We start from the raw sequence: 24,985 nt of genomic DNA on the forward strand, positions 1-24,985 counted from the left end.
CTGCTGAGGCCGCAGGGCAGAACCGCAGATCTCGGCAAGACGCGCTTTTACACTTTTAGCAGACCCACGCCTTCCGCCTGCAGGCCATTAAACTGGTGGTCAAGTTCAGTTGGGGACTCAGGAGAGACAGATGACGGAGAACTGGCTGGAGGAACATCCCGCCGCGCAGTGGCATGATCTGCTGTTGGACAGTAAGGACATCACGGACTTCCTCAATGACTTCACCATGATGATCGCGGACCATCTCGCCGGAGACGGCGATGAAGTATGGTGCGCCGTTACCCTGCTGCGTGAACGGAAATCCACGTGCGTGGCCAGCAGCAGCGACCGCGCCGCGGCCCTGGACGAGATCCAGTACGATTTCGGGGACGGGCCATGTCTCACGGCGGCCCGGGAACACAGGATCATCCACGTTTCCGACATGCGGCTGGAGAACAGGTGGCCTGACTACAAGGACGCAGCTGCCGCCAACGGCATCATTTCCGTCCTCGGCTTGCCGTTCGAGCTCGAAGAAGGTGCCCGCGCGGGTCTGAACGTTTATTCCGATCAACCCGACAAGTACGACGACGCTGCGATTAAGCACGTCCACCGGGAAGTCCTGATCGCGTCCAAAGCCCTCCAGCTCGCGGTCCACATGGCACGTGACCGGGAGAAGGCAGCAGACATGGAATCGGCTATGCGTTCCAGGACGACCATCGATCTGGCTGTGGGAATCATCATGGGACAAAACAAGTGCAGCCAGGACGAGGCCTTCAACGTCCTCAAAACCGCTTCCAGCAGCCGGAACGTCAAAATCCGGGACCTCGCCGCCGACATCGTCGCAGGCATCGGCCAAGGCCCAGCCAAAACCCATTTCGACGGATAACGGAGCAAGCCTGCAGGCCCGGAGGCGCTCCCCGCAGCGCCAGGATGCCGGCTGTGCCGATGAGCCCTTGTTTCATTTCATGCTTGCTTCGGGCTGGCGGTGCTCCTCGCCCTTCGGGACTTACGGCCATCTTCCCCCTCCCCGGCAGCTGCAGCCGGGAGTCCCCCACCGTCGAAGCGGTCGCGCTTCAGTTGCGCAGTGAAAACATCGCGCGGGGCAGGCCCGCCGGAGAACAGTCCGCGCTCCATGCCCTGGCCGAAATCCTGATCAGCAAAAAAGAGGAGAAAGCACCTTCGCTGCACCCGGAACAGTCGCAGGCCGGGGCCTACTAGCTGGAAATCTACCTCGCTGCCGGCTCCGCCACCCGCACGCCCGTGCCCCCGATGCACCTCGAAGACGCCAAGGCCTGGGCGCAGAAACAGATCGAGGCCGCCGAAGCAGGGTTCGGCGCCATCTATTTTCCCAGCGGCGGCAGCGACGGGCCCGGCACAGGGGCCCTGGTCTCCAAATACGACCGGAACGTCGGCTGGTACGAATAGCCCGCACTGCCAGGACGCCGGACCCTTCCGGGGGCGCATGACCTGAGCGTATCCTCAAGGCAGGGCCGGCGGTTCGAGCAAAGGACCGCGGGGGCCCCCTTGCAGTTCCGAGGTACCCATGGACGCTCGACGTTTCGATCCCAGTCCGGAGGTCCCCTGCGTCAGGCCTGTCCCGGCGCCCAAAGAGCCGAATGCGATAGCGGCCGGGTACCTGGCCTTGGCCGCCCAGGTCCACGAAGCGGGCCTGCTGCGGCGCCGGCGCGGTTACTACATCACGCTCTTCACCCTGCTCATGCTCGCCCTGGCCGGAGCCTGGACCGGCTTCGCGCTGCTGGGCGCTTCCTGGTTCCAGCTTCTTATCGCGGCGGTGCTGGGCATCCTGTTCACCCAGTTCAGTTTCCTGGCCCATGAAGCCGCCCACCGGCAGGTCTTCGCCTCCAAACGCGTCAACGAATGGGCCGCACGGCTGATCGGCACCGGCCTGGTCGGCATCAGCTACGCGATGTGGGTGCGCAAGCACACCCGGCACCACGGCTTCCCCAACCAGGTGGACAGGGACCCCGACATCCACACCGGCGCCGTCGCCTTCCATCCCGACGCCGCCGCCGCCAGGCGCGGCCTCATGATGCCCGTGACCCGGTGCCAGGGCTACCTGCTCTTCCCGCTGCTGCTGTTCCTCGGATTCAGCCTGCATGTCGACTCGGTCAAATACCTGCTCCGGCCTGCCGCAGTCGATCACCGGTGGTTCGAGATCCCGCTCCTGGCCGCCCGCTTCACGCTCCTGGTAGGCGCCGTCTTCTTCTTCCTGCCCGCCGGCTTGGCCCTCGCCTTCATCGGTGTCCAGGTCGCAGTGTTCGGGTTTTACATGGGCGCCTCGTTCTCCCCGAACCACAAGGGCATGCCCATCTACCCCAAGTCCGCCCGGCCGGACTTCGTCACCCGACAGGTCACCGCGTCCCGCAACATCCGCGGCGGCATCATCATGGACCTGCTCATGGGCGGGCTGAACCGCCAGACCGAACACCACCTCTTCCCCGACATGCCCCGCCCCAGCCTGCACAAAGCCGCCGCCATGGTCCGCCGGTACTGCCGGACCCACAACATCCCCTACACCGAAACCGGGCTGATCTCCTCCTACGCCACCATCGTGCGCTACCTCAACGGGGTCGGCATCGCCGCCACCGACCCCTTCCACTGCCCCGTCGCCGACATCTACCGCCCCGACTAGACCACCCCGCAAGGCAAAGCACCGGCGCCCCGTCCAAAGGATTGCTCCCCGGCCCGGACGCCCCGGTTCCTGACGGCCTCGCTGACGCAAGTACCCCGGATAGCAGGCTCGCGCTGCACGTCCCCCGGTTTCCGGCCTGCCGCAAGTTCCGCAGGCTTGCTACGTTTCGGGGCACACCCGCGAACGGGGCCTGGTAATGGTGCCCGAGGACTGGCAGTCAGAATGGCTGGACACCCAGACCATTTAGAAGACCGAGGTTTGGGCAGCTGCTGGATGCCTTGCCCGAACCGGCCCTGGTTCCCTACGAGGCGTTCGTCCGGGTGAACCCGGTGCGCAACAACGGCCCGGAACTGGTCGAACCGGTCGCCGGCGGGTCCATGAGGCCTTGAAGCGGACTAAGCGGCCTTTCTGCGCTGCCAGCGCCTTCCTTCCGGACGCCGGTGCAGTTTGGGCCGCGCGGAGCTTCGTAGCCGCCGCAGCCGGGCCGGCGCCCTGGTGACGCCCCCGGCATCCATTGGAGACGGAATGGGCGCGGCACCGTCCTGAGTTCCGGCCACCCGCTCCCGGGTTCGACGGTGCGCCATCCGGGATGCGCTCCTGCGCGCCGTGGCAGACTTTTCCATGCGCTTTTCCAGGCGCGCGTCAGGGGATTTGGCGACCAGCAGCACCACGAACGGGGTGAAGGCCAGTGCGAGGACGACGAGCGTAAATATGAATTCCATGGCCGGCTCCTGCTTCTATGACATCAGGGTAGGAGCCGCATAATCTACCCGCAAGGGGGGGTATTTCACCTGGGATCGGACAATGACAACGACCCGGTCGGGCTGTTGGGGGGAACCGCCGGAAACGCACCCTCGCATGCCGGCCTATCTGAAAGGCTGGCACCTCGGCCAGACGCGCGCTCACACTCATCGCACCCTACGATGCGCGATCCAGCGACCGCCGCTGGTTCCTCATGGGCAGAGGAGCAGTCCTCGACATAGCGATCGGCGCGGCCGCAGGCAGCCTGCTCGCCGGCTATCCGAACTCTTCTTCGACGCAGGGGTCCCGGCGCTCCCCTACTTCATCGGCGGAGCCATAACCGGCAGCCTCCTGGCCCTCGCTAGCAGTTTCCTCCCCGCCGCCCACGCCCTGACCGCCGAGGCATTCCCCTGCCGCTGGCCGCCCGCCGATAACGGCGCATATGTATTGGTAGGGACCATCAGCGTTTGTGAACGCTGCATCCGCCCCGCCGGGACGTCGTCTGAAGCCCTGATAGCGCGGCCGCGAGAAGATGAGACGATGACGGCACGGCTGGCAGCGGTGCCGCCGGACAGCTTGGGGGAAATGGATGGACACGGACTGGCGCTTTCCGGTCATGATTGCGGCATCTCTGCTGGAGTACGTCCTGCTCCTTCGACTGGTTCTCGGGCGGGTGGACTTCCGCCGGCGAACCGCCGCAGTGGCCACCGCGTCGCTCATCGTCGTGGTGGCCGGCATGCTGTTTGGAAAATACGGACTGCTCCTGGGCCTTCCATGGTGGATTTACTACCCGCTTCCCGCGCTCACCACGGTCGTGATGCCGCCGCTGGTCTTCCGGATGACGCGCAAGCGCACGGCGGCCTATCTCGTTCTTGCCGCGTTGTCCGCACCGCTCATCCACGCGGTGTTTTCATTCTTCCTGGGATGGCACGAATACATGCCCTTCCTGCCGGTGCCGAGCTTGGCCAGCCTCCTGGGAGCCTGAGTGAAAGTCCCGCGGTCTTGCCGCGCGATCATTCACTTCCCCCACCGCCTCCGTCGCAGCCGCCGCCGCTGTCGCCACCTGACCAGCCCGGGTAGCCTCCGGAACCGGAATCGGACCTGAAGGCGCCGAGCAGCAGGATCCCGCCGCCGGAGAAGTCCCTGGCCGAAGCCCCGAGCTCTTTTTTGTTCCTGATGCCCGCGCGGTAGGTCAGCCACAGGAGCAAAGCCAGGCCGGCCGCCACCACGACGCCGAGCACAACGTTTTCCACCACGGGGTCCGTGACCCCGAGGCGGCTGACAATGAACGCCGTCGCCACGAACCCGCCGAGGACGGTCATAACTGCACGGAAAATCAGCCGCCGAACCAGCGGCGCCTTCCTGATCCCTGTTCGGTTCATGGCCTTCATGCTCGGAGCATACCGGTCCAGGGAATGCACCCGGACGGCGGGCCCTGCCGTCACCGCTACTGGTCTGCCGCCCGGGTGGGATCGGGCGGGCGGTTCTCATTGTCGGCGTCCCAGCTGAGGTCCGAGCCTTCCCTGATGATGAGCGCTTCGATGGCCGGGTCGCGGACCAAGTCAGTGATCAGCTGCAGGCTGCCGGCGATGATTGTGGAATCGTAGTCGACCTCCGTGACGAGGACCCAGGCCTTGTCGTCGGGCCATAGGAGGCTGGGCGATTCGGCGTGGTCGTCCCGTCCCCAGGGCGCGTCGGTGGCCCAGCCCGGATCCGTGAATGTCCGGGCGCCGGCCTGGCAGAGCGCATGGTTGCGGTCGGGCAGCTCCAGCATGGGAACGGGGGCCGGCCGGGGCCGGATCAGGGGCAGGTCAGGCAGTTCGTTGGCCGGCCCGCCCGGATACTCGGACAGTCGGGCGTACCCGACGGAGGCGTTCCACCGGCCGTTGCCTTCCCAGATCCCGGCGATTCCCGAGTCCGGAGTCGCCGTGTGTTCGACAAGGTGGCCGGCCACCGCGGCCAGCACCGCGTGGTCGAGGGTTCCCTGGTCCGGGTCGAGGTAGCGCCAGCCCAGCACATCGATCAGCTCGCCGTATTCGTTCCGTTCCTTCGCGGCCAGGCGGTGGTACTGCGCGAGCGGGTGCATGACGGTGTGGAAGACCTTGGCGACCTCCGTCCAGGTGATCTGTTCCTCTTCGAGGCCCAGCTCACCGGCCCGGAGGTGCCCGTGCCAGGTGCCGGTGTCGGCGGGCCGGTCCCGGGTCACCGGGTGGAAGATCCGCGCGTACGCCTCGAACCCGTGCGGGACGACGACGTGCATGTCCCGCCAGGACGGATCCAACCGTTCCCGCAACCAGTCGCCTCCGCTGACGTCCCTGACCCAGTCCGTGGCTACAGCCTAAGGGTCAGGGCTGAGGGGCTTCCGCCAGCGCGATGGCAACGGCCCACATTCCGCTCCCCGTCCCCTCGGCTGCGATGCTCACTTTGCTGGCGGGAAGCTCCATGGTGGTGGTCACCGCGGAACCGCAATCCGTGCTTCCTGTTCCGAGTTCATCGTCGGCCGCTGCGACCGTGACGGTGATGGAGCTGGCGCCCTCGCAGACCATGCCGATGTCGTACCAACCTGCCTTCTCGGGCGTGAACTCGAGGCCGCCGTCGCTGCCCGGTCCAATTTCGCCGGCGGCGCGGTGAACGTCGGGCCCTCCCCATCGCTCTCCGCTGAACTGCTGGTTGACCCACTCGTCGGGATCACGCTGTGTCTGGGTGCCCTCTGTTTCCAGGGAAACACTCACCGGCCCGCAGGCGGTCACAGACAGCAGCAGGGCCGCGGCCATGGCCCAGAGGGCCGTACGGAGAGTCATGGCCGCAGCCTACCCGAAAGAACGCAACCCTGAACCCTTTAGAGCTGCAGAGAGTTTGCTGGCTGCGGATAGGCTCCCCTCATTTAGGGATGGCAGGCCGGGGCCGTGCGCTGGCACAATAAGCCAAACATCCTAGGCATTGCTGCCTGTCTGGAAAACGCCGGAGAGGCGAGACACCTGCACTGCAGGCACGAGCGTCCAACGCTAGAAGCCACCAGGAGCGGGAGGGGCGCCCCCTCATGGATTCCGGAGGTTCCCTGCCCATGCAGTCCGATGAAGGACTGCGGACCACGGTGGTGCCGCCCGGACCGGAGCGCGGGCCCAGCTAGTCCCCGCTCGTACCATCCGGTGAGGCAGCAATATCAGTCGACGGGCAGGGCTCCGACGGGGGCTCGGGCCTCGCCCGGCACATTCATGCAAGGAGCCCTGTGATGATACGCAGGATAACGGCTGCCGTGACGTGCGCACTAGCAGCCGCAGGGTCTTTCGGATACTTGGTAGCCACAGCCATCCCGGCCGAGGCAGCAGCGAGCGTTGACTTCTGCTTCCGGACGGCCGGGCCCAAGTCGATCGCTTGGGGAAACAAAGTCGTTGACATGCAGTGGACAATCACCGGCAATGCTAGTGATTGGCAGTCCTTTGGAACCATCACTACGGATGACAATGGTTGCGCTAACGTCGATGTCCCCTACTTTCAGGAGGCATTCCGCGTTCGGGGAGTGACCGCATACGAGGAGAAAAATCAGGACGGCACCATCACCCGTCATTGGATCGGCGTGACGAGCGTCGCCAGTCCGGGCGTCCACCATGAGTCCCTCGGACTCTTCGACGTTTACTGCCATCCCATGAACAATTTCAAGTGCCCTCCCGGTACACAAATTCCGCTTGAGAGAACAGGTGTGCTGTGAATAGAAGATGGGTAGGCGGCGCTGCCGCTCTGGGGCTTGCCGCACTCAGCATGTTAGCCGGGGCAGCACCGGCGCAGGCAGTAACGACCGGAGAATACTGCTTCGTCATGAAGGGACCGAGACTCCCGTACCACCCCTATGACAACCTGCCCACCACCGTGCAGCTGAATACGGAGAACACGAACAGCGGCTGGGTCAATGTCGCCGAAACCAACACCAACGACAAGGGATGTGCTGTGTTCCGGCTCGATGGCGAGGAACAGCAACTGTACGTCAGAGCTACCGCCCTGTACCTGGATAGGGGAGGGGACAAGATTTACACCATCTGGTTCGGAATCACGCCCCTTGTCGGAACCCCCGGGACCGGACACATCGATCTCGGCACTGGCATTGTGTACTGTCAGCATGCCTTGGAGCGGTGCATACCCGGCACTACTTAAGACACCCTGTCCCGTGGGTACGGGCAGCTCGGCTGACGAGCCCGGCGCCCGGCGGCGGCCGCATGCGCCGCCCGCCATCGCCCGAGGTGGGGCGCGGCCGGCGAAGGCGTTTGCCGGCCGCGCCGGCCTGCCTATTCCTTATGGAGCTTGTCCTGAATGGCTCCTGCGGCCTTTTCGACGACGTTAGGGAGTTCCGTCGTTCCGTAAAAGCGCGAGTCCACGTGCGTCGGTTTAGGCATCGGCGCGGTCGTGGTCGGTCCGTCATGGGGTGAATTCGCCCTTGCCGTCTGGCGTCGGGCCGCTGGCCCACGATCCCTCGGCGGCCGCGGGACCGTCGGAGAAGTTCAGGTACTGGTAGGCCACGTCACGGTTTTCCTTGTTCAACGGGAAGTTGCTGGGAACGGGAAGGTTCTCGCTGCCTTCCTCCTGCAGTTCCCTGACCGCGGCCAGCCACTGGTTCTGATGCATGGTGTCGCGCGCGAGCAGGAAGGAGAGCAAGTCCCGCACACCGTGGTCATCGGTCATGTGGTAGAGCCGGGCCACCTGGATGCGGCCCTGCATCTCAGCGTTAGCGTTGGCCATGAAGTCCGCGAGCAGGTTGCCGCTCGCCGTGATGTAGCTGCCCTGCCAGGGGTTGCCGTTACTGTCCACCGGACGCGCCCCCGCGCCGGCCACGATCGCATGCTGGACGTCGGTGCCGCCGACCACGGCCGCGACGGTGGGGTCCGACTGCACCGCATCCTCGGTGATGCCCAGCGGGGACTTCTCCAGCAGCTGCACAATCATCTTGGCCAGCATCTCGACGTGACCGAATTCCTCGGCGCCGATGCCGAAGAGCAGGTCCTTGTACTTGCCCGGAATGTGGATGTTCCAGGCCTGGAAGCTGTACTGCATCGCGACCGTGATTTCGCCGTACTGTCCGCCCCACACTTCCTGCAGCTTCCGCGCGTAAACGGCGTCGGGCTTGTCCGGCGTTGCCTTGTACTGGAGCTCCTGCTTGTGAAAAAACACTATTGCTCTCCTTGCGGTGGTTGAGCGGAAGACCCGCTGCCGGACGGGGCCCGGCCGCCGTCTTGTTGCCTGTGCGCGTATCGATGTGGAGATCAATCTCGTGCCGTGAACAGACACAAGACAACCATATACTAAGCATGCTTCCCAATTAATGCGAGGGAAAACCGTAAATGCGGGTCTGACAAGTCCTCCCCCAGCTGGCGAGCAAACAAGGTGCTGGACGTCATCGGCTGCGACCGTCCGGGCGTGAGACTCAGGCCGGCGTCATTCGCTTTCTAAGCTGGCTCCCACACTTCATAAGTTGGGTGGACGGGCTGACACCCGCCCGCCCAACGATTGCGGGACATTCGGTTTTCAGTAGTCGCTGCTGTGTCCCAGGAAGAGGATGTAGCACTCGCCCCCGCCGCCATAGGTGTTATTGCAGAGGTTTAGGGCTTCCTTGCTGGCCACGCTCTTGGTCGGGTTGGTTCTCCAGGCCCGGGGCCCGTTGCTCCAGGAAACTGCCACTGCCAGGTACTCGTTCTTTCCCAGACCGAAGTATTCGCAGTCATAGGCGCCCTGCGACTTGTTTTTGTTGCAGTGGTCGATGGTTGTGCGGATCAGACGGGCAGTATCCGTCCCGGAATAATAGCCGTGGGACCCATTCAGGGCCGACGGAGAGAGAGCATACGCAATCCAACGGTCAGCCTGAACGGCGCCGCTCTCAGTTTGCAGGGCATCCGGGGCAGCGGACGCGGTCAGAGCGCCCGTGGTGAACAGGGCTGTCAGCATCACGACCAGCAGAACCAAGACGCGGGGGCGCTTTCCATGTGCCGATTTCATTTTCAAACTCCTTTTTCCGGGGTCCGCCGGGGCGGCGGAACCTCGCCTCATCAAAGGAACGTGATTCAGCCGCGGACCCGGACGACGAGCAGCCAGGCCGCATCCAGGCATGCCGCTCTGCTCAGGTTTGCCATTGACGGACTCCGGCTTGGGGCACACCCGATGTTGCTGAGTGCTTGCGCGCGAAGGCCGCGGCCAGGAGGTCGTTCCGGGGCGGCTGGCTCCTCATCCGCTCCTGGTATCAGAGCAGACTTGTTATTGGCTGGAGTGCATGTTGAAGACGACGCGGCAGGAGTCGCCACCGCCGTAGTACTTGCACCAGGCCAGCGCGTTCTTGCCGGCATAGGTCGCCGTTGTGCCGGCGCTATAACCTGACGGCCCGTTCTCCCAGGAAAGGGCGAGGGCCAGATACGCGTTCACCGCGTAACCTGCGGAAAGGCAGTCGTAGGCGTTATCCGACTTGTGCAGATTGCACAGGTCCAAACTGCGGTCTACAGCCCTCTGGCGATCGGATGACCGGACCGAATACCAGCCGAGCGTGGACGGTGACCACGCCACGGAAACGTAGCGGTCGGCGGCCTGTGTTTCTAGCGACTGACTCGAGACTGCATGAGCAGATTCGGCGATGGGAGCCGCGGCGGCCGTCAGACCCGTCATGGTCAACAGCGACGCCAGCAGCAAAGCAGCCAAAGTTAAGGGCCGGCGAGGCCCGGTTCTTGTTTTCATGATCATGCTCCGTAACACCGCTGTCCTTGGCCAACAACAGCGGCAAGCGCACCCCATGAACGGCACGAGTCAAGGACGGGACGCCGGTATAAAGCCAAGTTCAGCCATCCGCCCGTCCGGATGATCGGGAAACCCGACCAACTTCAATGGCTCATCGAGCCCGCAAGGAAGGGTCCTGCCTGGCAAGACGCCGTTCCTGCGCTGAAACTACACCCGCATGGAGACTGGTGGTCAGCGGCCTGTGGAACAAAGAACAATTTCACTTTTTGTCTCCTCCCCCGATACCGAAGCCATGGACGACGCCCTGGCTCGTCCCGGAATGTAACGAAGCACTCCAGCTGCACAAAGCCCGCCGGATAGAAGCGGTTGCAAAAGCGCGGAACCCGGCTGCCGCAACGGCGGCTACGGCCTGCGAAACTACCGATGACAGCGCATATGACACAGACCTGGGGAAGGTGGCCCAGAAATAGGGAAACGGCCCGAAGTCAGGCCTCCCCAAGCCAACTCACTTCGAGCCATTTCCCTCTGCCGCGAATCTCAGGTGTCGCCACCTCGGCCAGTCCTAGCCGCCCCCAAGGAAGACGCCGGCGTCAAACCGGAATCGGTCTCCCGATCCGTTCCGACGTTCACAACGATGGTCAATAGCAGAGCGTTTGACCACCCCCGGGATACCCCAGTTCGCACTACCGGGGCAGAGGCCTGCCAGCGAGACTGGTTCCGACAGTTGTGCGATTACCCTTCACGGGCGCTGAGGCACCCTCTACGTCCGGTCCCCGACTGGGCAGACACCGCATGGCGGGCAGGGCTGACCAACTCGGAGCGCGGGTACATTACAGTCACATGTGCCCTGGATTTCCCGTGTCCGTCACGGCGGCCGCTCGTGCCTCGGAGGACGCGAGGGCTTCCGCTCTCGTCTAGGGGAAACCGTTGATTCTTCGCTTGGACCGTGCGCGCAGCACCGCCATGCCAAGGGTTTCCCAAGTTCTGGATGACGTACTGGGATGGTCTCTCGTTGGCTCCGGCCGCGAACTTACATGCATGGAAAGGCTTAGTGATGGGGAACAAAGCCTCCGGTTTTGCCAGCCTGCACCAGGGGGCAGCAACGCTCACCAGCCCGCGCGCTGGCATGACCGGTTCCGCGGGCGTGCTGAACTTGTATATCAACGAGGGATTCGTGCCGATGGTGGACGGAGCGCTGGTCTACCATCGCGGGTTCGGCGACCGCCCGAGCGCACTCGTTGATGCGAAGCCGAACCTGCGGATTTCGCCGCGGATCTTCACCGAATCCGGTGAAGTGGTGGCCAGCCGCACTTATCCTCCCGGGCAGCCGCTGCCGCATGCCGGCCGGCCCCTGCCCGACGGCTCCGATCCCGAGGACCGGTTCTTCTACCTGCCCCGGCGGCAGTACTGGGCCAGCTACTTCCCGGACCGCACCATCGTCGCGGAAACGGGCAGCACTATCAGGCTGCGCATCCACAACCGGCTGACCCAAACCCATGAACTGGCCATCCACGGAGCGGGCCCCAATCGGGGCGACGTCACCACCGGCGCAATCGCACCCGGAGCCACCGGCACGCTGGTCCTGGAGGCGCCGGCTCCCGGCACCTACCTCTATTCCGATCCGACCAATGCCCCGATTGAACGTACCCTCGGGCTTTTCGGCGGGCTGGTGGTCATCGATCCGGACCGGGCGTGGCATCTGGGGCCGAACGGCCCGGAGTTCGAGCGCCAGTGGCTGTGGATCTGCCACGATGTGGTTCCGGAGTGGGCGAAGGCTGCATCCCAGGGCGGCACGGTCAACGGGACAGCGACGGACATTGCGCCGCGCTATTTCACGCTGAACGATCTTGCGGGTTTCCAGTCGATTGCTGTAACCGACGACGAGGAACTGAACGAGCGCAGGGAGGAAGACACGCTGCCCTCCGGTTTCCCCCGCCGGACCGACGTGCGGAACTTCAGCCGGTCGACGGAGCCCGGCACCGTCCTGACCGGCCAGCTGATCCGGATGATGAATGCCGGGATAGTGGGCCACCAGCTGCACTACCACGGCAACCACGTGTGGACCGTCCGCGTCAACGGCAGGGATCTTCCCCGCGAAAAGGGCTCGATCATGGCCGACGGGCACGTCGCCCTGCAGCAGTGGGAGGACACGGTTTCGCTCATGCCGCTCGAGCGCAAAGAGGCCATACTGCCGATGTTCCGTCCGCCGGACGTCGTGGACGCGGTGTGGGAGGCACGCCGCGAGGACTGGAAGTACCCGATGCACTGCCACGCCGAGCCCTCACAGACGGCTGCCGGCGGGCTGTACCCAGGCGGGCTGCTGGCGGACTGGGTGCTGGCGGCGAACGAGGAGCCGGATCAGCACCACCTCTTCGACAGCCAGGTTGACTTCGCCTCGGACCAGCCGCACGAAGGCAGCCCCGAAACCCTGTTCCGGCAGCGGCCGAATGTGTCCATGGTGCTTGATTTCTTCAGCCGCAAACTCGATTTCCCTGACAAGTCCAAGCACGAGGTCTGGAGCTTCGAGAACGAGACCTCGGACGAGGGGCTGCCCGGACCGCTGGTCCGCGTCCGCGAGGGGCAGGTCTTCCACGGCACCATCGAACCCAGCAAACGTGTGCACACGATCCACTGGCACGGCCTCGAGCCGGACCCGCGCAACGACGGCGTGGGCCACACATCCTTCGAAGTCACCGGCGACTACACCTACCAGTGGAGGCCGGATCCCGGCGAACCGGGCAACCCGATCCGGGGCGGGGCCGGCACATACTTCTACCACTGCCATGTGAACACCCCGCTGCACGTCCAGATGGGCATGTTCGGCCCGATCATCATCGACCCCGCCATTGACCTTGTGAACCCGCCCGCGAAGGGCACCCGGCGCGCGTTCGTCGACGGCCCGGAATACGACATCGCCACCGAAACCTTCGTGGGACCCTACTCGCTCGACCCGCGCTGGCACGAGCTGAACCATGCAGCCGGACTCTCCGGCGAGGACGCCGGCCTGAACCGGTTCAGGGCGAGGCACTATTACCTGCTGGGCGGCAATATTCCGACCAGGCCGCGCGGACGCAGGGTGTGGTCCATCTCGAGCATGAAGGCCAACACGCCGCAGAGCGGCCGGGCACCCACACTCGTGCGGACGGTCAATATCGATTATTTCCCCACTCTGACGGAGTTCACGGACATGCAGGGCAGACCCGTGCCCATGGCCGACGTCATCGCGCACGACGGACGCCCCTTCAGGGAAACCTCCGACCCTGACGGTCCGGCCCGTCCGGTCTGGTCCAGCGGCTCCCCGCTGAGGACCAGCCGCATCGCCTCGGGAGCAGCGGAGAAGTACGACTTCCTGCTCCGGCCGCCCGGCCCCGGCCAGTACCGGATGACCGTCAAATTCCTCTCCTGGGTACCGGGGGAAGTGCGCGCCACCAGGACCATCACGATCACCGCAGTGTGAAGCAACCACGGCGGACGCGGCACAACGACGTCCTAGAGAAGCACAGGCATCCGCTCGGTGGAGCCGACGACGCGGGTTTGTCGTCTGGGCGTCGTCCGGCTGCGATTCAGGGTCGATCCTGTCAGGGAAGCGGATCCGGTCGGCCGGGACCCCCAGGCAAGGGCAAGGGCAATGACAGCGGTACAGGAACAGCCGGCGGCGCGGACGCTGAATGGTCCGCTGGAAGTTCCGCTTCACTCCGCAGGAGATGCCGCTGGCGGTGCAGCGGGACGGGTGGCTGTAGCCTGCCGGTTACCGACCGCTGCAGGTGGCCAGCGGTCGGATCCGGCAGGAATGTCCCAGCCGGAGCCGGCCCGGGTATGGGAGCCTGGACCGAAATCGAGTCCTAGCGTCTCAAGTTGCAGGCCGCTTCCGTGTCTCCCCCGCGCCCCCTAGACGCAGCCCGCGATGAACCACCTCCAAGGCAAGCCCCCGGCTTCGTCTTGAATCGCCTGCCGTTCAGGCCCGTTCCAGTACCGTCCTGAGCCGGGGGACCCGCAGAACCGCCGGCTCGTGCTGCAGCGGATCGGTGTATTCGACCGAGAACGCCGTTGCTCCGGCCGGCGCCAGATAGCTGATCCAGAATTTTTCCGACGTCAGTGCGGCGACGGTATCCGGCCGCCGGCCGGAGCCCTGCATCGTGATGGTGGCCCCGCTGGCTTGCTCCTTCAGCCGCAGCTGCCCGGGTGAGAACAGCCTCGGCTGGTCGGACGTGTTGCTGACTTCCACATCGAGCAGGACTACATCGCCCCAAGTCAGGTTCAAGGGCATCGGCCACTCGCTGCCCGGCAGGAAACCTCCCGAGTGGCCGTGGCCGTCAACGGCCGAGGCCAGCTGGATGCCGTCCCGCGGGGCTGGCGCAGCCGCCAGCGTCTTTCCCGTGCCCTCGAGTCTGCCCAGCGCCAGCTTGCCCGCTAGGGGCGAAGGCCGGCCGTCGGCCGACAGCCGGCCCAGTCTCGCCGCACGCAGCAAACGCACGGAGCCGAAGGACACTGCAGCGGTGGTCCTTGACCGTTCCGCCGACTTGGCAACGACACCGAAACTCGCGCCGCCGATAATGACGGCCACGCCGCCGCCGAACAGCAGGCCCAGCTGTCGCCGGCTCAGAACTGCCCCTCCCACGGGTGCGGGCGACGCAGGCTCGTCCTGCGGCTCCGTCAAGATATGGTCTTCCTGGTCTCCAAGGACTCGCGTCATGGCCCGGACCGCCTTTCCCCCGATCGGCTGCGTCCCCCGATGCTCCCCGCTGCATCTTGAAAAAGCCTTGTACACCGGTTCTTCACCCTGGCCTGTGGCAATAGAGGGCTCGAAGCACGATGAGAGGAAACGCGCAGCTAAGAGCTAAATCAGTTCGGCGGGGGAATCGCCAGTCGTAGCCGACCGTCTGGCCACCTGCCACTTCCTTGAAGTCCTTCGCCTGCCACGCTCCTCGTGGAGATATGAAGCCGGTGTACTTAGCCTTCACCTAGAACAGCGCCAGCAGGGCGTGGTCGGCTTCTCTTTCTGTTCGGCTGGGAGCATCATGGACCTAAACCCTCGGATGACCCCTGCATGAGCAGAACAAAAAAGGCCGCACACCGGTCGGAAACCCCGCGTGTTGCCCTTCCCCGGGCCGCTGCTGCCGGCGCGCTCATACTGGGCCTCGCCCTCGCCGCCCACACTGCCTCCGGCGGAAACCTGCCGCCCCTGCCGGTCCTGGCCGCGCTCACGGCGCTGACGGTACTTGGCGCAACCCTTGCCTCACAGCTCCGCCTGACCTTCGGCACCGTCCTCCTGCTCTCCGGTCTCTGCCAGCAGCTCCTGCACCTGGCCTTCACGCTGCTGGCTGCCCCGCTCCCCGGCACCTTCACAACACCGGCCAACGGCGGACACCACGCCGTGCCGCCCCCGCAGCTTCCCCCTCCCGGGGAAGACAGCCCGGGACCAGACGGGGAGGACCTGCATGCTGACTCTGCCATGCTGATGCTTCACGCTCACGCCGCCGCCGCCCTTCTGGCCACGGCAGTCATCAGCTCATGGACCACGACCGAAAAACGGCTATCGGCACTGATAGGCCACCGCGCGGCACACCGGCCACCGCCTCCAGCCGGGTACTCAGAGCAATAGGTTCTCCAGCGGGCAACGCCCCGACGGCAACGGAACTGTCCGCACGCCGATAACGGCGCTTCTGTTGCTTTCAGCTCGGTGGGATCATGTTCTCTTGCGCTTCGAATCGTCACGGACGGATATGATCCTGAAGCTGTGTGGTAGACGTGGTTCATGGCCCGCGACGTGACCTCGCCGAGTGGCGGTCTACTGGACTATGAGGACTTCTTCAACCACGCCCCCGTCGGGCATATGGTAGCCGCCCCGGACGGAACCATTCTCGCGCTCAACGACACGATCGAGAGCTGGACAGGAATTCCCCTTGAAAAGCTGGTGGGAACACCTTGTTGCAGGTGTTTCCCTAAAGAGGATTATGACCGGTTCATGGCCAGTCTTACGACGACCGGGCAGGCCCGCGGAATCGTGGAGCTACTCGGTCAGCCATGGGGCCCGCGACCCGTCGTGCTCTCGGCAGTGCGCAGAGAGGGCAAGGACGGGCTCCCGGAGCTGGACCACATCGTCCTCTCTGAAGCGATATCCGGTCTCGGTACCGACAGGCAGGGGAAACCCCTGCAGACTGGAGTGCCGGCAATCGAAGTAGGCAGTGCGGAGCAGGAACTCCGCCGGAACGAAGCACTGCTCCAGGCGGTGCTCGATACTGTCGGTGTAGGTGTGGCCGTCATCGACGCCGAAGGTCAGCCGTTGCTTCAAAACAGAGCGTTCTCCGCCATCGTCCGGCACGCTTCCCCCGGGAATACAGCCGAAGCCGAAGAAGCCGACCTACTGGTTTTCGGACCTGATGGCATAACGCCTATCCCGCCGGAGAGACGGTTCCTGCCGCGCCTGTCCGAGGGAGAGTCCTTCTCAGAAGAACTGATCTGGATCGGCGGTGAAAAGGACCGGCGTGCGCTCAGTGTCACCGGTCGCTCAACCCGCAACGACGCCTTCGAAGGATCTGTAATCGCCTTCGATGACATTACCCAACTGGCCACGGCCCTGGCAGCCAAAAACCAGTTCGTCGATACTATCTCCCACGAATTACGGACCCCGCTGACGTCCATCATGGGTTACCTGCACCTTGCCCTCGACGAAAACCTTCCCCCGCATTTGCGCCGGTCCCTCGAGACCGCCATGAGAAACAGCGAACGGCTCCTGCAGCTGGTCACCGACCTTCTCTCCGTGGCAAGCGGAACAGGAGAGCCGGAAAAGCAGGATGCAGACGTCAGCGAGATGATCACTTCAAGGATTCGTGCGGTCGCCCCGCGGGCGGAGGCCCGGCATATTCGAATCGTCCACGACTGCCCGGAGCGTCTGCCCGCGTTCATTGACCCGCAGGGCATGGCCCGCGTGCTGGATAATCTCCTGTCCAACGCGGTCAAGTTCTCCCACCCCGGGGCGCAAGTGACAGTCCAGGCCTTCCGCACAGGGCAGAACATCATCGTCCGCGTCATCGACACCGGCATCGGTATGTCCGAAGACGAACAGCGCGAAATCTTCGATACGTTCTTTCGCTCATCCCGGGCCATCAAAGCCGCCATTCCCGGCGCCGGATTGGGACTTAGCATCTCAAAGGCCATCATTGAAGCTCAGCACGGAATGATGACTGTCACCAGCTCCCCCGGACAGGGCAGCACAGTCACCGTGATACTGCCGGACAACAACACAGCCGAACGCCGATAACAGCCCGTATGACGGTCAGGGCGAGGCGAGACCAAGCCTTCGAATCCTTGTGGCGTCCATTCGTTCCCGTTGGGTGAGGGGGGACGGCCCGGGAGGGCACCGCGGAACCCTCGAACCCAACCAGTATTGTCTTCCCGCTTCTTGGCTACAACCGGGCCGACTGCGGCAGTTCAATGGCCTCGGGACACTCCTCATTCCCCGGAAGCGCCCGCCCGTTCCCGTGCTTCGGGATTCTCCGCACCGCCTGTGCGATATCAGGCGCAAAACCTTTCGTGCGGCCCTGTACCGCTCTAAACTAAGGCGGTGTTGCCGGCAAGGGAGCCGGCCGACGGTAAGGGGTTGTCAATGCGCAGTAAGACCAGACTGTCCATGTTCAGACCTGCGAAGTTCCCGGCATGACCGCGGTCGCCGTACCGCCGCCGGCGCGGATCCCGCGGTGGAAAAGCAAGGCAGCACCCGATCCCTACCCGGTCTGCGAGCCGATCGATGCCGCCTTGGCCCGGACAGTGACCGAACACATCCACTGCGGGGAACCCATGGCCCTGATCTCCGAGGCCGACCTGCCGATTACCGGGCCGCTGATGATCCTGACCCCGGACACCGTTGTGCCGGAATATCCTGACCGGCCATTCCCCGTCTACCGGTGCCAGTGCGGATTCACCCTGGACGCCCTGTAGACACCTACGGCGCCCATGCCTCGCTGCATTCGTCGTTGGGCCGGGATGCGCCGCCCCTCCGCCGCCACGTGTTTTCCGCGATGGGTGTGCCCCTTGCGGCTACACCCCAGCTTTAGGGCATTGTCAGATCCCCGGACCTGGCTGTGGATTCCGCGGTGAATTGCGGCAAGACTGGACTGGTCCCGGGACCGTTCATCCCAATCACTGAGCGGACGGGAGGCCGGAGCTGGATTCCTCAAACTACGGCTCCGTCTGTCCCACTAGGGGCTGCGCATTGCCTCGGAACCTCCCCCAACGGTCCGGGGCAATGTCATCGGCACCCCGGTTCTCAAGGCCGGTGTCCCGTCCGGGGCCGATCTTCAACTTGGCTGGACGATGACTTCGAGCGCGGTAGGCGTGAAGGCGCTGTTGGCAGTCCCGGCGTCTCGGGAAGAGTTCTACGACGCGAAATGGTGCGGGATGGTCACTTCCTGTGACCATCCCGCCCCAGTACCGCTTCTGCGGCCGGGTTTTAGTGGATGGACGAGGGGTGCTTGGCCAGCGGGATGACCTCGATGTCCATGTAGGGGAACAGGGGGAGCTGCGAGATCATCTCGTGGAGTTCGTCGTTGCTCTCGGCCTCGAAGACTGAGTAGTTGGCGTACTCGCCGACCACCCGCCAGATGCTGACCCATTTGCCTGCACGTTGAAGGCTCTGCGAGTAGTCCTTCTCGACGGCCTTGATTTCGGCTGCCTTGTGTTCGGGCATGTCGGTGGGCAGGTTGACGTCCATGCGGACCAGAAACTGCATCATTTTCTCTTTCTCTTCGGATCCGGGGGTCAGCCCAGGAAGCCCCAGGCGAGGATGGCGGTGATGTAGACGATGCCGACCCAGAACATCATGATCACGGTGTAGCCCATGATGTCCTTGAGCTTGAGTTTGGACAGTGCCAGTGCGGGCAGGATCCAGAACGGCTGGACCAGGTCGTTCCAGGCGTTGCCGAGCATGACCGACATGGCTGTCTGCGGGAGTGAGGCACCGATAGCGTTGGCGGCGTCGATCATGAACGGGCCCTGGACCATCCAGTGACCTCCGCCGGAGGGGGCGAAGAAGTTGATCAGCCAGGAGCTGACCAGGCCCCAGAAGGGCAGGGTTTCCGGAGTGGAGATGTTCGTGAACACCGCGGAGATGGTCACGACGAGGCCGGAGGCCGCCATGATCGCCATGATTCCGGCGTAGAAGGGGAACTGGAGGATGATGCCGGAGATCGTCTTGATGCCCTCGTTGAGTTGGCGCAGGTAGGCGTTGGGAGTGCCCAGCAGCAGGATGCCGAGGAAGAGGATGAAGAAGTTGATCAGGTTCAGGTCCACGGCGCCGCCGCGCACGAAGTGGATCACGACGTAGGCCATTCCGAAGGCGCCGATGGCCATGGCGAGGACACGGCTGTTGTTTAGCTTGGATGCGATGGTGCTGGCGTCGTCATCCACGATGACCGGCTTGGACGCGGCTCCGGCATGCTGTGAACGATCAATTTCTTTCACCGGCTGGCCGGGCTTGGGGTGCAGCATGGCGTTAAGCACCGGCAGGGTGACCAGGACGACGGCCGCGGTGACGAGCATGAACGGGGAGAAGATCGTCTCGGCCAGGCTGATGATGCCCATCTGCTCTTCCATGGGGTGCCCCGGTGTGGAGATGACCATGGGGATCGTCGCCGAGAGGCCTAGCCCGTACATGGTGAAGCCGCTGTAGGCGGCGGCGATGATCAGCGGGTAATGCACGTTCTTCACGTGGAGGGCCAGCTTTTTGGCGACGATGCCGCCGATCACCAGGCCGAAGCCCCAGTTCAGATAGGAGCCGATGGCCCCGACCAGGGTGGCCACGACGACGGCGGTGCGCGGCTTTTCGACGCGGCTAACGATCGTGTCCAGCAAACGGTCGACCACCGGTGCGTTGGCCAGGACGTAGCCCATCGCCAGGATCACTGCCATCTGGGTGGTGAAGGCCAGCAGGGACCAGAAGCCCTCTCCCCATGCTGCGGTTATATCGGGGAAGCTTTGGCCCTCGATAGTGATGGCCAGGACGACCGTCAGAATCGTCAGGATGATGGCGAAGACGAAAGGGTCGGGCAGGTAACGGCGCATCAGCTCCGTGAAGAATCCCGCGATCTTTTGCATCGCGCCGGCGCGTTTTACCTCTGCGGGCCGGACGTCGGGCAGGGTTTGGTTCATGGTTTTGTCCTCTGTGAAACGGGAAAAGCCCGGTTCGTCAGCGTGCCGGACCGTGTCTTCCCCGCGCTTTGCCGGGCCGGCGTCGCTACCGTCCAGCAAAAATTCGGGTACATCGGTCACGGGTGCCGGTCCCCAACCGCCGCACCGCTTTCCCTCTCCGAGCCGGCACATCCGAGGGGTGCCTGCGGGATGTACCAGCGCACATACCTTCGTTGCGTGCGCCACAGCAAAGATGCCACCAGCGCCGAAATTATGTCCAATGGAGAATCGCGAGGACTTCGATAAGGCAATCGATATAGATTGAGTCCGTGGACCTGAAATACCTGCAGGCCTTCTCCGTGCTTGCAGAGGAACTCCACTTCGGCCGGGCCGCCGACCGGCTGGGCGTTGCCCAGCCCCAGCTCAGTGTCTGGATCCGCCGGCTGGAACGGGAACTCGGCGTTGAGCTCTTCGACCGCAGCAACCGTGCTGTTCGGCTCACCGCGGCGGGGGAAGCGGTCCGCGAACCCGTCCGGCGCACGCTGCTGGCGATGCAGATGGTCAAACGCGTCGCGCTGCTGGGCGAATCCGGCATTGTCGGCCAGGTGAGGATCGGGTATCCCGGCGCCAGCAGCCGGAGCGTCCTACCGCAGCTGACCCGGGCCGTACGCTCGAGGCACCCTGGCATCGACCTGAAACTCCAGTCCCAGGTCTACGGCGGATCCGCTCCGGCCCAGGTCGCGGCGGGCGCTATCGACATCGGCTTCTCCCGCCTGCCCGTCCACAACAAAGACGTGAACGTCCGCATCTTTACCTACGAACGCATCGTCGCGGCCCTGCCCGCGGACCACAGGCTGGCGTCGGCGCCGACAGTCCGCCTCCAGGACCTGGCAGTCCAGCCGTTCGTCAGCTTTCCCGCAACTCAAGGCTCTACCGTTCGGGATGCCGTCACGCGGCTGACCGGGGAGGCAGGCTTTGAACCCCGGATCCTCCAGGAAGCTCCTGATTCCCACGCCATCCTCGGCTTGGTCGCCGCCGGCGTCGGCGTCACCCTCACGGTCTCCTCGGTCCAGCACATCCAGTTCCCCGGTCTGGTCTACCGCGACCTCGCGGGCGAGGCCACCTATCTGGCCTCCGTCGTTGTTTGGCCCAGGCACAACGTAAGCCGGCCCGCACAAGCCGTGCTGGACGTCATGGAGCAAATCATGCCCACCCCCGAGAAGCCACGGGGCCGGGTCTTACCCTAAGCGCCGCCAGCCCTCTTCGGGATTGCCGGCTACGTCCCAGGGCTCTTCAACCGTCAGCGTCCCACATCCCGGGAAGCGAGGTTACCGGCAGAAAACACCTTGTCCAGGACAGGCACAGGGATGTCCACACGGCACAGATTCCTGCGTGCCGGCGCACGGCGACGCCTGTCCCGGGCCTTCACTTCGATGCCTGGCATGATGCAGTACTTCTGTTGTCTCCGCTCTTCAGGGCGCAGTGGCTGGAGGACCTGATAAAACGGTTCGTCCCGGCGTCCTGCGCAATAGACCTTAACGTACGCAGTTAGGTCAGGCTTACCTACTTATGCTTCTGCGGTGACTATTGAGCTGGATGTTGCCCGCGTCTGTTTCGCCGCCGATCTGGCGGGCCACGGCGACCGCCCCGCCGTTCTCACGGCGGGCGGGACGCTGACCTACCGCGAGCTGGCGGACCGGGTGGACGACCTCGCGGCCCGGCTGGGTCCGGTGCGGCGGCTCGCCGTGCTGGAGGCGGGCAACGACATCGATTCCCTCGTCGCGTACCTGGCGGCGCTGTCGGCGGGGCATCCGCTCATCCTCGTGCCGGCGGACAAGCCGGCGGCGCTCGAGTCGGTGCTGGCAGCCTACGATCCGGACGTGGTCCTGCGCCCCGGCGGCGGAGAGCCGGTGTTGCAGGAACGGCGGGAGGGCACGCGACACGAGCTTCATCCGGAACTGGCGCTGATGCTCAGCACCTCCGGCTCCACCGGCTCGCCCAAGCTGGTGCGCCTCTCGCAGGAGAACCTGCAGTCCAACGCCGAGGCGATCGCGGCGTACCTGGACATCCGGCCCGGTGACCGGGCAGCGACCACGCTGCCCATGTCCTACTGCTACGGCCTTTCGGTCATCAACAGCCACCTGCTGCGCGGCGCCGCACTGGTGCTCACCGATCTCTCCGTGGTGGACCCGTGCTTCTGGGAACTGTTCAGGCACCAGCGTGCGACGACGTTCGCCGCGGTTCCGTACACGTTCGAACTGCTGGAGCGGGTCGGGTTCGCGGACATGGACCTGCCCGGTCTGCGGTACCTCACCCAGGCCGGCGGCCGGCTTGATCCGGACACGGCGCGCCGCTACCGGGAGCTGGGCGAACGCCGCGGCTGGGACCTGTTCGTGATGTACGGGCAGACCGAGGCGACCGCGCGGATGGCGTACCTGCCGCCGCGGCTGGCGGCCAAGAACCCGGGAACGATCGGGATTCCGGTGCCGGGCGGGGCGTTCCGGATCGATCCGGTGCCCGGCCTGGAGGACGGGGAACTGGTGTACACCGGGCCGAACGTCATGCTCGGCTATGCGCAGCGGCCGGAGGATCTGGCCCTGGGGCGCATTGTCGACGAACTGCGCACCGGCGACCTGGCCCGGCTGCGCCCCTCCGGCATGTACGAGGTGGTCGGGCGGCGCAGTCGGTTCGTGAAGATCGTGGGGCTGCGGATCGATCTGGGCCAGGTGGAGAAAATCCTGGCCGGGCTCGGCGTGACGGCGGCCGCTGCCGGGTCGGACCGGACCCTGATCGTCGCCGTCGAGGGGGACCACGACCCGGGTCTGCTGGGCAAGGTCCTGGCCCAAAGGCAAGGGCTGCCGCGCGCCGCAGTGGAGGTGCACGCCGTCGCCGACATCCCCCGGCTGGCCAACGGGAAGGTGGACTATCCCGCGGTGCTGACGCTCGCGACGCCGGAACCGGACCCCTTCGAACCAGCACCGGAGCAGGTGCCCGCCGGGCCGCCGGAAGACGTCCGGACCATCTTCGCCGAGGCCCTGGACTGCGACGACGTGCGGGAGGCGGACACGTTCGTCTCGCTGGGCGGGGACTCGCTGTCATACGTGGCAGCGTCGGTCCGGCTCGAGCGGGCGCTCGGCTATCTGCCGGCGGACTGGCATGTCACGCCGGTGGGCGAACTCGCGCCCCGGGCTCGCCCGGCGGCGACAGGCCGGCGGCGATGGTTCGCGCCCCTGGAGACCGGCGTTGTCCTGCGCGCGCTCGGGATTGTCGCCATCATCGGCACGCACGCGCAGCTCTTCCACTGGCCGGGGATGGCGCACGTGCTCTTTGCCGTGGCCGGGTTTAACTTCGCCCGCTTTCAGCTCGGCGGCGACCGGCTCCCGAGGCTGAAGCGGCAGGCGCGCAGCCTCGGACGGATCATCGTGTCGAGCGTGGCCTTTATCGCCGGGGCGTATGTGCTCACCGACAGGTACGGTCCGGAGAATATCCTGCTGCTGAACTCCTTTGTGGGCCCGGAGACCTGGTCGACGCGCTGGGACTTCTGGTTCGTCGAGATGCTCGTGTACGTGCTGGTGTCCGTGGCGGCGCTGCTCGCTGTTCCCCGGGTGGCGCGGGCCGAGCGGCGCTTCCCGTTCGCCTTCCCGCTGGTGCTGGCCGGCGTCGGGCTGCTGACCCGGTTCGAGATCCTCGTCCTGCCCGCGCCGAACCCCGCCCCCGTCCTGTGGCTGTTCGCCCTCGGGTGGGCCGCTGCCCGCGCGCCTGCGCTCCCCCGGCCGGCACCCGCCGGCGGGGTACGGCGCTCCACCCGGTCCGCTTTTGTCCCCCGGTTGCGCAGCTTGGCCCCGCGGCTGACTGTCTCGGCCTTTGCCGCGCTGACCGTGCCCGGCTTCTTCGGCGAGCCCTCCCGCGACGCCACCATCCTCGCCGGCATCCTCCTGCTCACCTGGCTGCCGGCCCTCCCTGTTCCCGCCGGCTTCCACCGCCTGCTCGGCGTTCTCGCTGCCTCGTCCCTGTATGCGTACCTCACCCACTGGCTGGTCTACCCCGGCCTCGCCCCGCTAAGTCCCGCGCTGGCCGTCGCCGCCTCCCTGGCCGCAGGAGTCGCCTACTGGGCCCTGTCCATGCGCCTCATGGCCATGGCGTCCCGCCGGATGACACGGATCCGCACCCGCCGATCGATGCCAACCGCGTAACCACAAAACGCAGCTCAGCACCTCTGCCCGGGCGCACGCCGGTTGCAGGCCACTCAGATGTCCAGGTTCAGGCCGCCCAGGCCATGTACCGCGGTGTGGAGCAAAAGGAAGGTCCCCGCCAGTCTCGGAGCGGGGACCTTCGGTAGCGCGGCGGGCCATGCGATGGGGCGATCACGGGAAGAACGCCCGCTTTGCGGCCAGGTTTCTTGGGGGAATGAGTGGCCGCTGCGCTGAAGACGATATTACATGCGTATACACGCAACCATGACTTGTCACACCTGCAAGCCAAGGCCTTCTTACGCAATCGGTGTGCAGTGACGTTGACACCGCATACGTTCGGCAGCATCCGCGAATTGCAGTGAGTGCGAATCTGCCGGCCTGTGGACCAACGCCGGTGCTGCTTCCATCCGAAGCCGGGTTCATGGAGCCCCGATGCCCCACAGGTCCAGGATCGCCCGGGCCAGTGCGAGGGCAAGGCCCGCTGCTGCGATCCACACCCCGGCCAGCTGCAGCCGGTACGACTTCTTCTGCTGGTCCTGGCCGGTCCGTGACATCCTTCGCTTTCCTCCTTTAGGCGGAGAAACAT

The 24,985-nt window shown here is 65.1% G+C and carries 22 protein-coding genes and 1 pseudogene; 12 read left to right on the forward strand and 11 right to left on the reverse strand.

Annotation, left to right across the window (positions count from 1 at the left end; translation table 11 throughout):
- Positions 1 to 130: 130 nt before the first annotated feature.
- The 3 genes from OC550_RS07555 (at position 131) to OC550_RS07565 (ending at position 2,632) form a co-directional block, all read left to right on the forward strand.
- Positions 131 to 865, forward strand: a complete 735-nt coding sequence (locus tag OC550_RS07555; RefSeq protein WP_262104825.1) for a GAF and ANTAR domain-containing protein — start codon at positions 131 to 133, stop codon at positions 863 to 865.
- Between the two features lie 383 nt (positions 866 to 1,248).
- Entirely contained in the window at positions 1,249 to 1,404 is a 156-nt protein-coding gene (locus OC550_RS07560; protein ID WP_262104826.1) for a hypothetical protein, read from the forward strand.
- A 118-nt stretch (positions 1,405 to 1,522) separates the two neighbouring features.
- A complete protein-coding gene (locus OC550_RS07565) occupies positions 1,523 to 2,632 on the forward strand; it encodes a fatty acid desaturase (protein WP_262104827.1) in 1,110 nt (369 codons plus the stop codon).
- Between the two features lie 395 nt (positions 2,633 to 3,027).
- Here OC550_RS07565 and OC550_RS07570 read toward each other — a convergent pair whose 3' ends face one another.
- Complete coding sequence (locus OC550_RS07570) at positions 3,028 to 3,354, reverse strand: hypothetical protein (protein WP_262104828.1); 327 nt, start codon at positions 3,352 to 3,354, stop codon at positions 3,028 to 3,030.
- A gap of 608 nt (positions 3,355 to 3,962) precedes the next feature.
- Here OC550_RS07570 and OC550_RS07575 point away from each other — a divergent pair.
- Positions 3,963 to 4,358 (forward strand): hypothetical protein, encoded by a 396-nt coding sequence (locus OC550_RS07575; RefSeq protein ID WP_262104829.1) that lies wholly within the window; start codon positions 3,963 to 3,965, stop codon positions 4,356 to 4,358.
- 28 nt (positions 4,359 to 4,386) lie between these two features.
- On the opposite strand, the gene OC550_RS07580 is transcribed toward OC550_RS07575, so the two are convergent.
- From OC550_RS07580 to OC550_RS07590, 3 genes are read right to left on the reverse strand one after another with little or no spacing between them, the layout of a single operon-like run.
- Entirely contained in the window at positions 4,387 to 4,764 is a 378-nt protein-coding gene (locus OC550_RS07580) for a hypothetical protein (RefSeq protein ID WP_262104830.1), read from the reverse strand.
- Between the two features lie 56 nt (positions 4,765 to 4,820).
- Positions 4,821 to 5,666 (reverse strand): hypothetical protein, encoded by an 846-nt coding sequence (locus OC550_RS07585; protein WP_262104831.1) that lies wholly within the window; start codon positions 5,664 to 5,666, stop codon positions 4,821 to 4,823.
- A 52-nt stretch (positions 5,667 to 5,718) separates the two neighbouring features.
- Entirely contained in the window at positions 5,719 to 6,174 is a 456-nt protein-coding gene (locus tag OC550_RS07590; protein WP_262104832.1) for a hypothetical protein, read from the reverse strand.
- 596 nt (positions 6,175 to 6,770) lie between these two features.
- Here OC550_RS07590 and OC550_RS07595 point away from each other — a divergent pair.
- Both OC550_RS07595 and OC550_RS07600 read left to right on the forward strand, forming a co-directional pair.
- Positions 6,771 to 7,082 carry a hypothetical protein gene (locus OC550_RS07595; RefSeq protein WP_262104833.1) on the forward strand — a complete coding sequence of 104 codons (312 nt, stop codon included), beginning with the start codon at positions 6,771 to 6,773 and terminating at the stop codon, positions 7,080 to 7,082.
- A 107-nt stretch (positions 7,083 to 7,189) separates the two neighbouring features.
- Positions 7,190 to 7,522: a hypothetical protein gene (locus OC550_RS07600; protein WP_262104834.1), complete on the forward strand. Its 333-nt coding sequence runs from the start codon at positions 7,190 to 7,192 to the stop codon at positions 7,520 to 7,522.
- 131 nt (positions 7,523 to 7,653) lie between these two features.
- Here the strand turns inward: OC550_RS07600 and OC550_RS07605 are convergent.
- The 3 genes and pseudogenes from OC550_RS07605 to OC550_RS07615 all read right to left on the reverse strand — a co-directional run bounded on the left by OC550_RS07605 (position 7,654) and on the right by OC550_RS07615 (position 10,087).
- A pseudogene (locus OC550_RS07605) lies at positions 7,654 to 8,533 on the reverse strand (manganese catalase family protein).
- A gap of 354 nt (positions 8,534 to 8,887) precedes the next feature.
- Positions 8,888 to 9,355, reverse strand: coding sequence for a DUF4189 domain-containing protein (locus OC550_RS07610; RefSeq protein WP_262104835.1), 468 nt, complete (start codon positions 9,353 to 9,355; stop codon positions 8,888 to 8,890).
- A gap of 255 nt (positions 9,356 to 9,610) precedes the next feature.
- Positions 9,611 to 10,087, reverse strand: a complete 477-nt coding sequence (locus OC550_RS07615) for a DUF4189 domain-containing protein (RefSeq protein ID WP_262104837.1) — start codon at positions 10,085 to 10,087, stop codon at positions 9,611 to 9,613.
- 1,048 nt (positions 10,088 to 11,135) lie between these two features.
- Between OC550_RS07615 and OC550_RS07620 the strand changes: the two genes are divergently transcribed.
- On the forward strand, positions 11,136 to 13,538 hold the full coding sequence (locus tag OC550_RS07620) for a multicopper oxidase domain-containing protein (RefSeq protein ID WP_262104839.1): 2,403 nt from the start codon (positions 11,136 to 11,138) through the stop codon (positions 13,536 to 13,538).
- A 498-nt stretch (positions 13,539 to 14,036) separates the two neighbouring features.
- Here OC550_RS07620 and OC550_RS07625 read toward each other — a convergent pair whose 3' ends face one another.
- Positions 14,037 to 14,774, reverse strand: coding sequence for a DUF4352 domain-containing protein (locus OC550_RS07625; RefSeq protein WP_262104841.1), 738 nt, complete (start codon positions 14,772 to 14,774; stop codon positions 14,037 to 14,039).
- 354 nt (positions 14,775 to 15,128) lie between these two features.
- Between OC550_RS07625 and OC550_RS07630 the strand changes: the two genes are divergently transcribed.
- From OC550_RS07630 to OC550_RS07640, 3 genes are all read left to right on the forward strand, one after another.
- Positions 15,129 to 15,683 carry a hypothetical protein gene (locus OC550_RS07630; protein ID WP_262104844.1) on the forward strand — a complete coding sequence of 185 codons (555 nt, stop codon included), beginning with the start codon at positions 15,129 to 15,131 and terminating at the stop codon, positions 15,681 to 15,683.
- Positions 15,684 to 15,836: 153 nt separating this feature from the next.
- Positions 15,837 to 17,342, forward strand: coding sequence for a PAS domain-containing sensor histidine kinase (locus OC550_RS07635; protein ID WP_262104846.1), 1,506 nt, complete (start codon positions 15,837 to 15,839; stop codon positions 17,340 to 17,342).
- Positions 17,343 to 17,737: 395 nt separating this feature from the next.
- Positions 17,738 to 18,019, forward strand: a complete 282-nt coding sequence (locus OC550_RS07640) for a hypothetical protein (protein ID WP_262104848.1) — start codon at positions 17,738 to 17,740, stop codon at positions 18,017 to 18,019.
- A 511-nt stretch (positions 18,020 to 18,530) separates the two neighbouring features.
- Here OC550_RS07640 and catC read toward each other — a convergent pair.
- Together catC and OC550_RS07650 are read right to left on the reverse strand one after the other, a co-directional pair.
- The gene (gene catC, locus OC550_RS07645; RefSeq protein ID WP_262106283.1) at positions 18,531 to 18,809 is read right to left on the reverse strand and encodes a muconolactone Delta-isomerase; all 279 of its coding nucleotides are present in this window, start codon (positions 18,807 to 18,809) and stop codon (positions 18,531 to 18,533) included.
- A 29-nt stretch (positions 18,810 to 18,838) separates the two neighbouring features.
- Complete coding sequence (locus OC550_RS07650; RefSeq protein ID WP_262104850.1) at positions 18,839 to 20,227, reverse strand: short-chain fatty acid transporter; 1,389 nt, start codon at positions 20,225 to 20,227, stop codon at positions 18,839 to 18,841.
- A gap of 308 nt (positions 20,228 to 20,535) precedes the next feature.
- On the opposite strand from OC550_RS07650, the gene OC550_RS07655 reads away from it, so the two are divergent.
- Both OC550_RS07655 and OC550_RS07660 read left to right on the forward strand, forming a co-directional pair.
- Positions 20,536 to 21,453 carry a LysR family transcriptional regulator gene (locus OC550_RS07655; protein WP_262104851.1) on the forward strand — a complete coding sequence of 306 codons (918 nt, stop codon included), beginning with the start codon at positions 20,536 to 20,538 and terminating at the stop codon, positions 21,451 to 21,453.
- 333 nt (positions 21,454 to 21,786) lie between these two features.
- On the forward strand, positions 21,787 to 24,399 hold the full coding sequence (locus tag OC550_RS07660; protein WP_262104853.1) for an AMP-binding protein: 2,613 nt from the start codon (positions 21,787 to 21,789) through the stop codon (positions 24,397 to 24,399).
- A 419-nt stretch (positions 24,400 to 24,818) separates the two neighbouring features.
- Here OC550_RS07660 and OC550_RS07665 read toward each other — a convergent pair whose 3' ends face one another.
- Positions 24,819 to 24,953: a hypothetical protein gene (locus tag OC550_RS07665; protein ID WP_262104856.1), complete on the reverse strand. Its 135-nt coding sequence runs from the start codon at positions 24,951 to 24,953 to the stop codon at positions 24,819 to 24,821.
- Positions 24,954 to 24,985: the final 32 nt, after the last annotated feature.

The organism is Arthrobacter sp. Marseille-P9274 (assembly GCF_946892675.1).
Taxonomy (GTDB): Bacteria; Actinomycetota; Actinomycetes; order Actinomycetales; family Micrococcaceae; genus Crystallibacter.

Coding starts and splice junctions, on each gene's coding strand:
- OC550_RS07580 (WP_262104830.1), bottom strand. CDS start 4,764: ATGAAGGCCATGAACCGAACAGGGATCAGGAAGGCGCCGCTGGTTCGG.
- OC550_RS07650 (WP_262104850.1), bottom strand. CDS start 20,227: ATGAACCAAACCCTGCCCGACGTCCGGCCCGCAGAGGTAAAACGCGCC.
- OC550_RS07665 (WP_262104856.1), bottom strand. CDS start 24,953: ATGTCACGGACCGGCCAGGACCAGCAGAAGAAGTCGTACCGGCTGCAG.
- OC550_RS07600 (WP_262104834.1), top strand. CDS start 7,190: ATGAAGGGACCGAGACTCCCGTACCACCCCTATGACAACCTGCCCACC.
- catC (WP_262106283.1), bottom strand. CDS start 18,809: ATGCAGTTTCTGGTCCGCATGGACGTCAACCTGCCCACCGACATGCCC.
- OC550_RS07595 (WP_262104833.1), top strand. CDS start 6,771: ATGCAGTGGACAATCACCGGCAATGCTAGTGATTGGCAGTCCTTTGGA.
- OC550_RS07640 (WP_262104848.1), top strand. CDS start 17,738: ATGACCGCGGTCGCCGTACCGCCGCCGGCGCGGATCCCGCGGTGGAAA.
- OC550_RS07560 (WP_262104826.1), top strand. CDS start 1,249: ATGCACCTCGAAGACGCCAAGGCCTGGGCGCAGAAACAGATCGAGGCC.
- OC550_RS07635 (WP_262104846.1), top strand. CDS start 15,837: ATGGCCCGCGACGTGACCTCGCCGAGTGGCGGTCTACTGGACTATGAG.
- OC550_RS07565 (WP_262104827.1), top strand. CDS start 1,523: ATGGACGCTCGACGTTTCGATCCCAGTCCGGAGGTCCCCTGCGTCAGG.
- OC550_RS07575 (WP_262104829.1), top strand. CDS start 3,963: ATGGACACGGACTGGCGCTTTCCGGTCATGATTGCGGCATCTCTGCTG.
- OC550_RS07630 (WP_262104844.1), top strand. CDS start 15,129: ATGAGCAGAACAAAAAAGGCCGCACACCGGTCGGAAACCCCGCGTGTT.
- OC550_RS07615 (WP_262104837.1), bottom strand. CDS start 10,087: ATGATCATGAAAACAAGAACCGGGCCTCGCCGGCCCTTAACTTTGGCT.
- OC550_RS07620 (WP_262104839.1), top strand. CDS start 11,136: ATGGGGAACAAAGCCTCCGGTTTTGCCAGCCTGCACCAGGGGGCAGCA.
- OC550_RS07610 (WP_262104835.1), bottom strand. CDS start 9,355: ATGAAATCGGCACATGGAAAGCGCCCCCGCGTCTTGGTTCTGCTGGTC.
- OC550_RS07590 (WP_262104832.1), bottom strand. CDS start 6,174: ATGACTCTCCGTACGGCCCTCTGGGCCATGGCCGCGGCCCTGCTGCTG.
- OC550_RS07570 (WP_262104828.1), bottom strand. CDS start 3,354: ATGGAATTCATATTTACGCTCGTCGTCCTCGCACTGGCCTTCACCCCG.
- OC550_RS07625 (WP_262104841.1), bottom strand. CDS start 14,774: ATGACGCGAGTCCTTGGAGACCAGGAAGACCATATCTTGACGGAGCCG.
- OC550_RS07555 (WP_262104825.1), top strand. CDS start 131: ATGACGGAGAACTGGCTGGAGGAACATCCCGCCGCGCAGTGGCATGAT.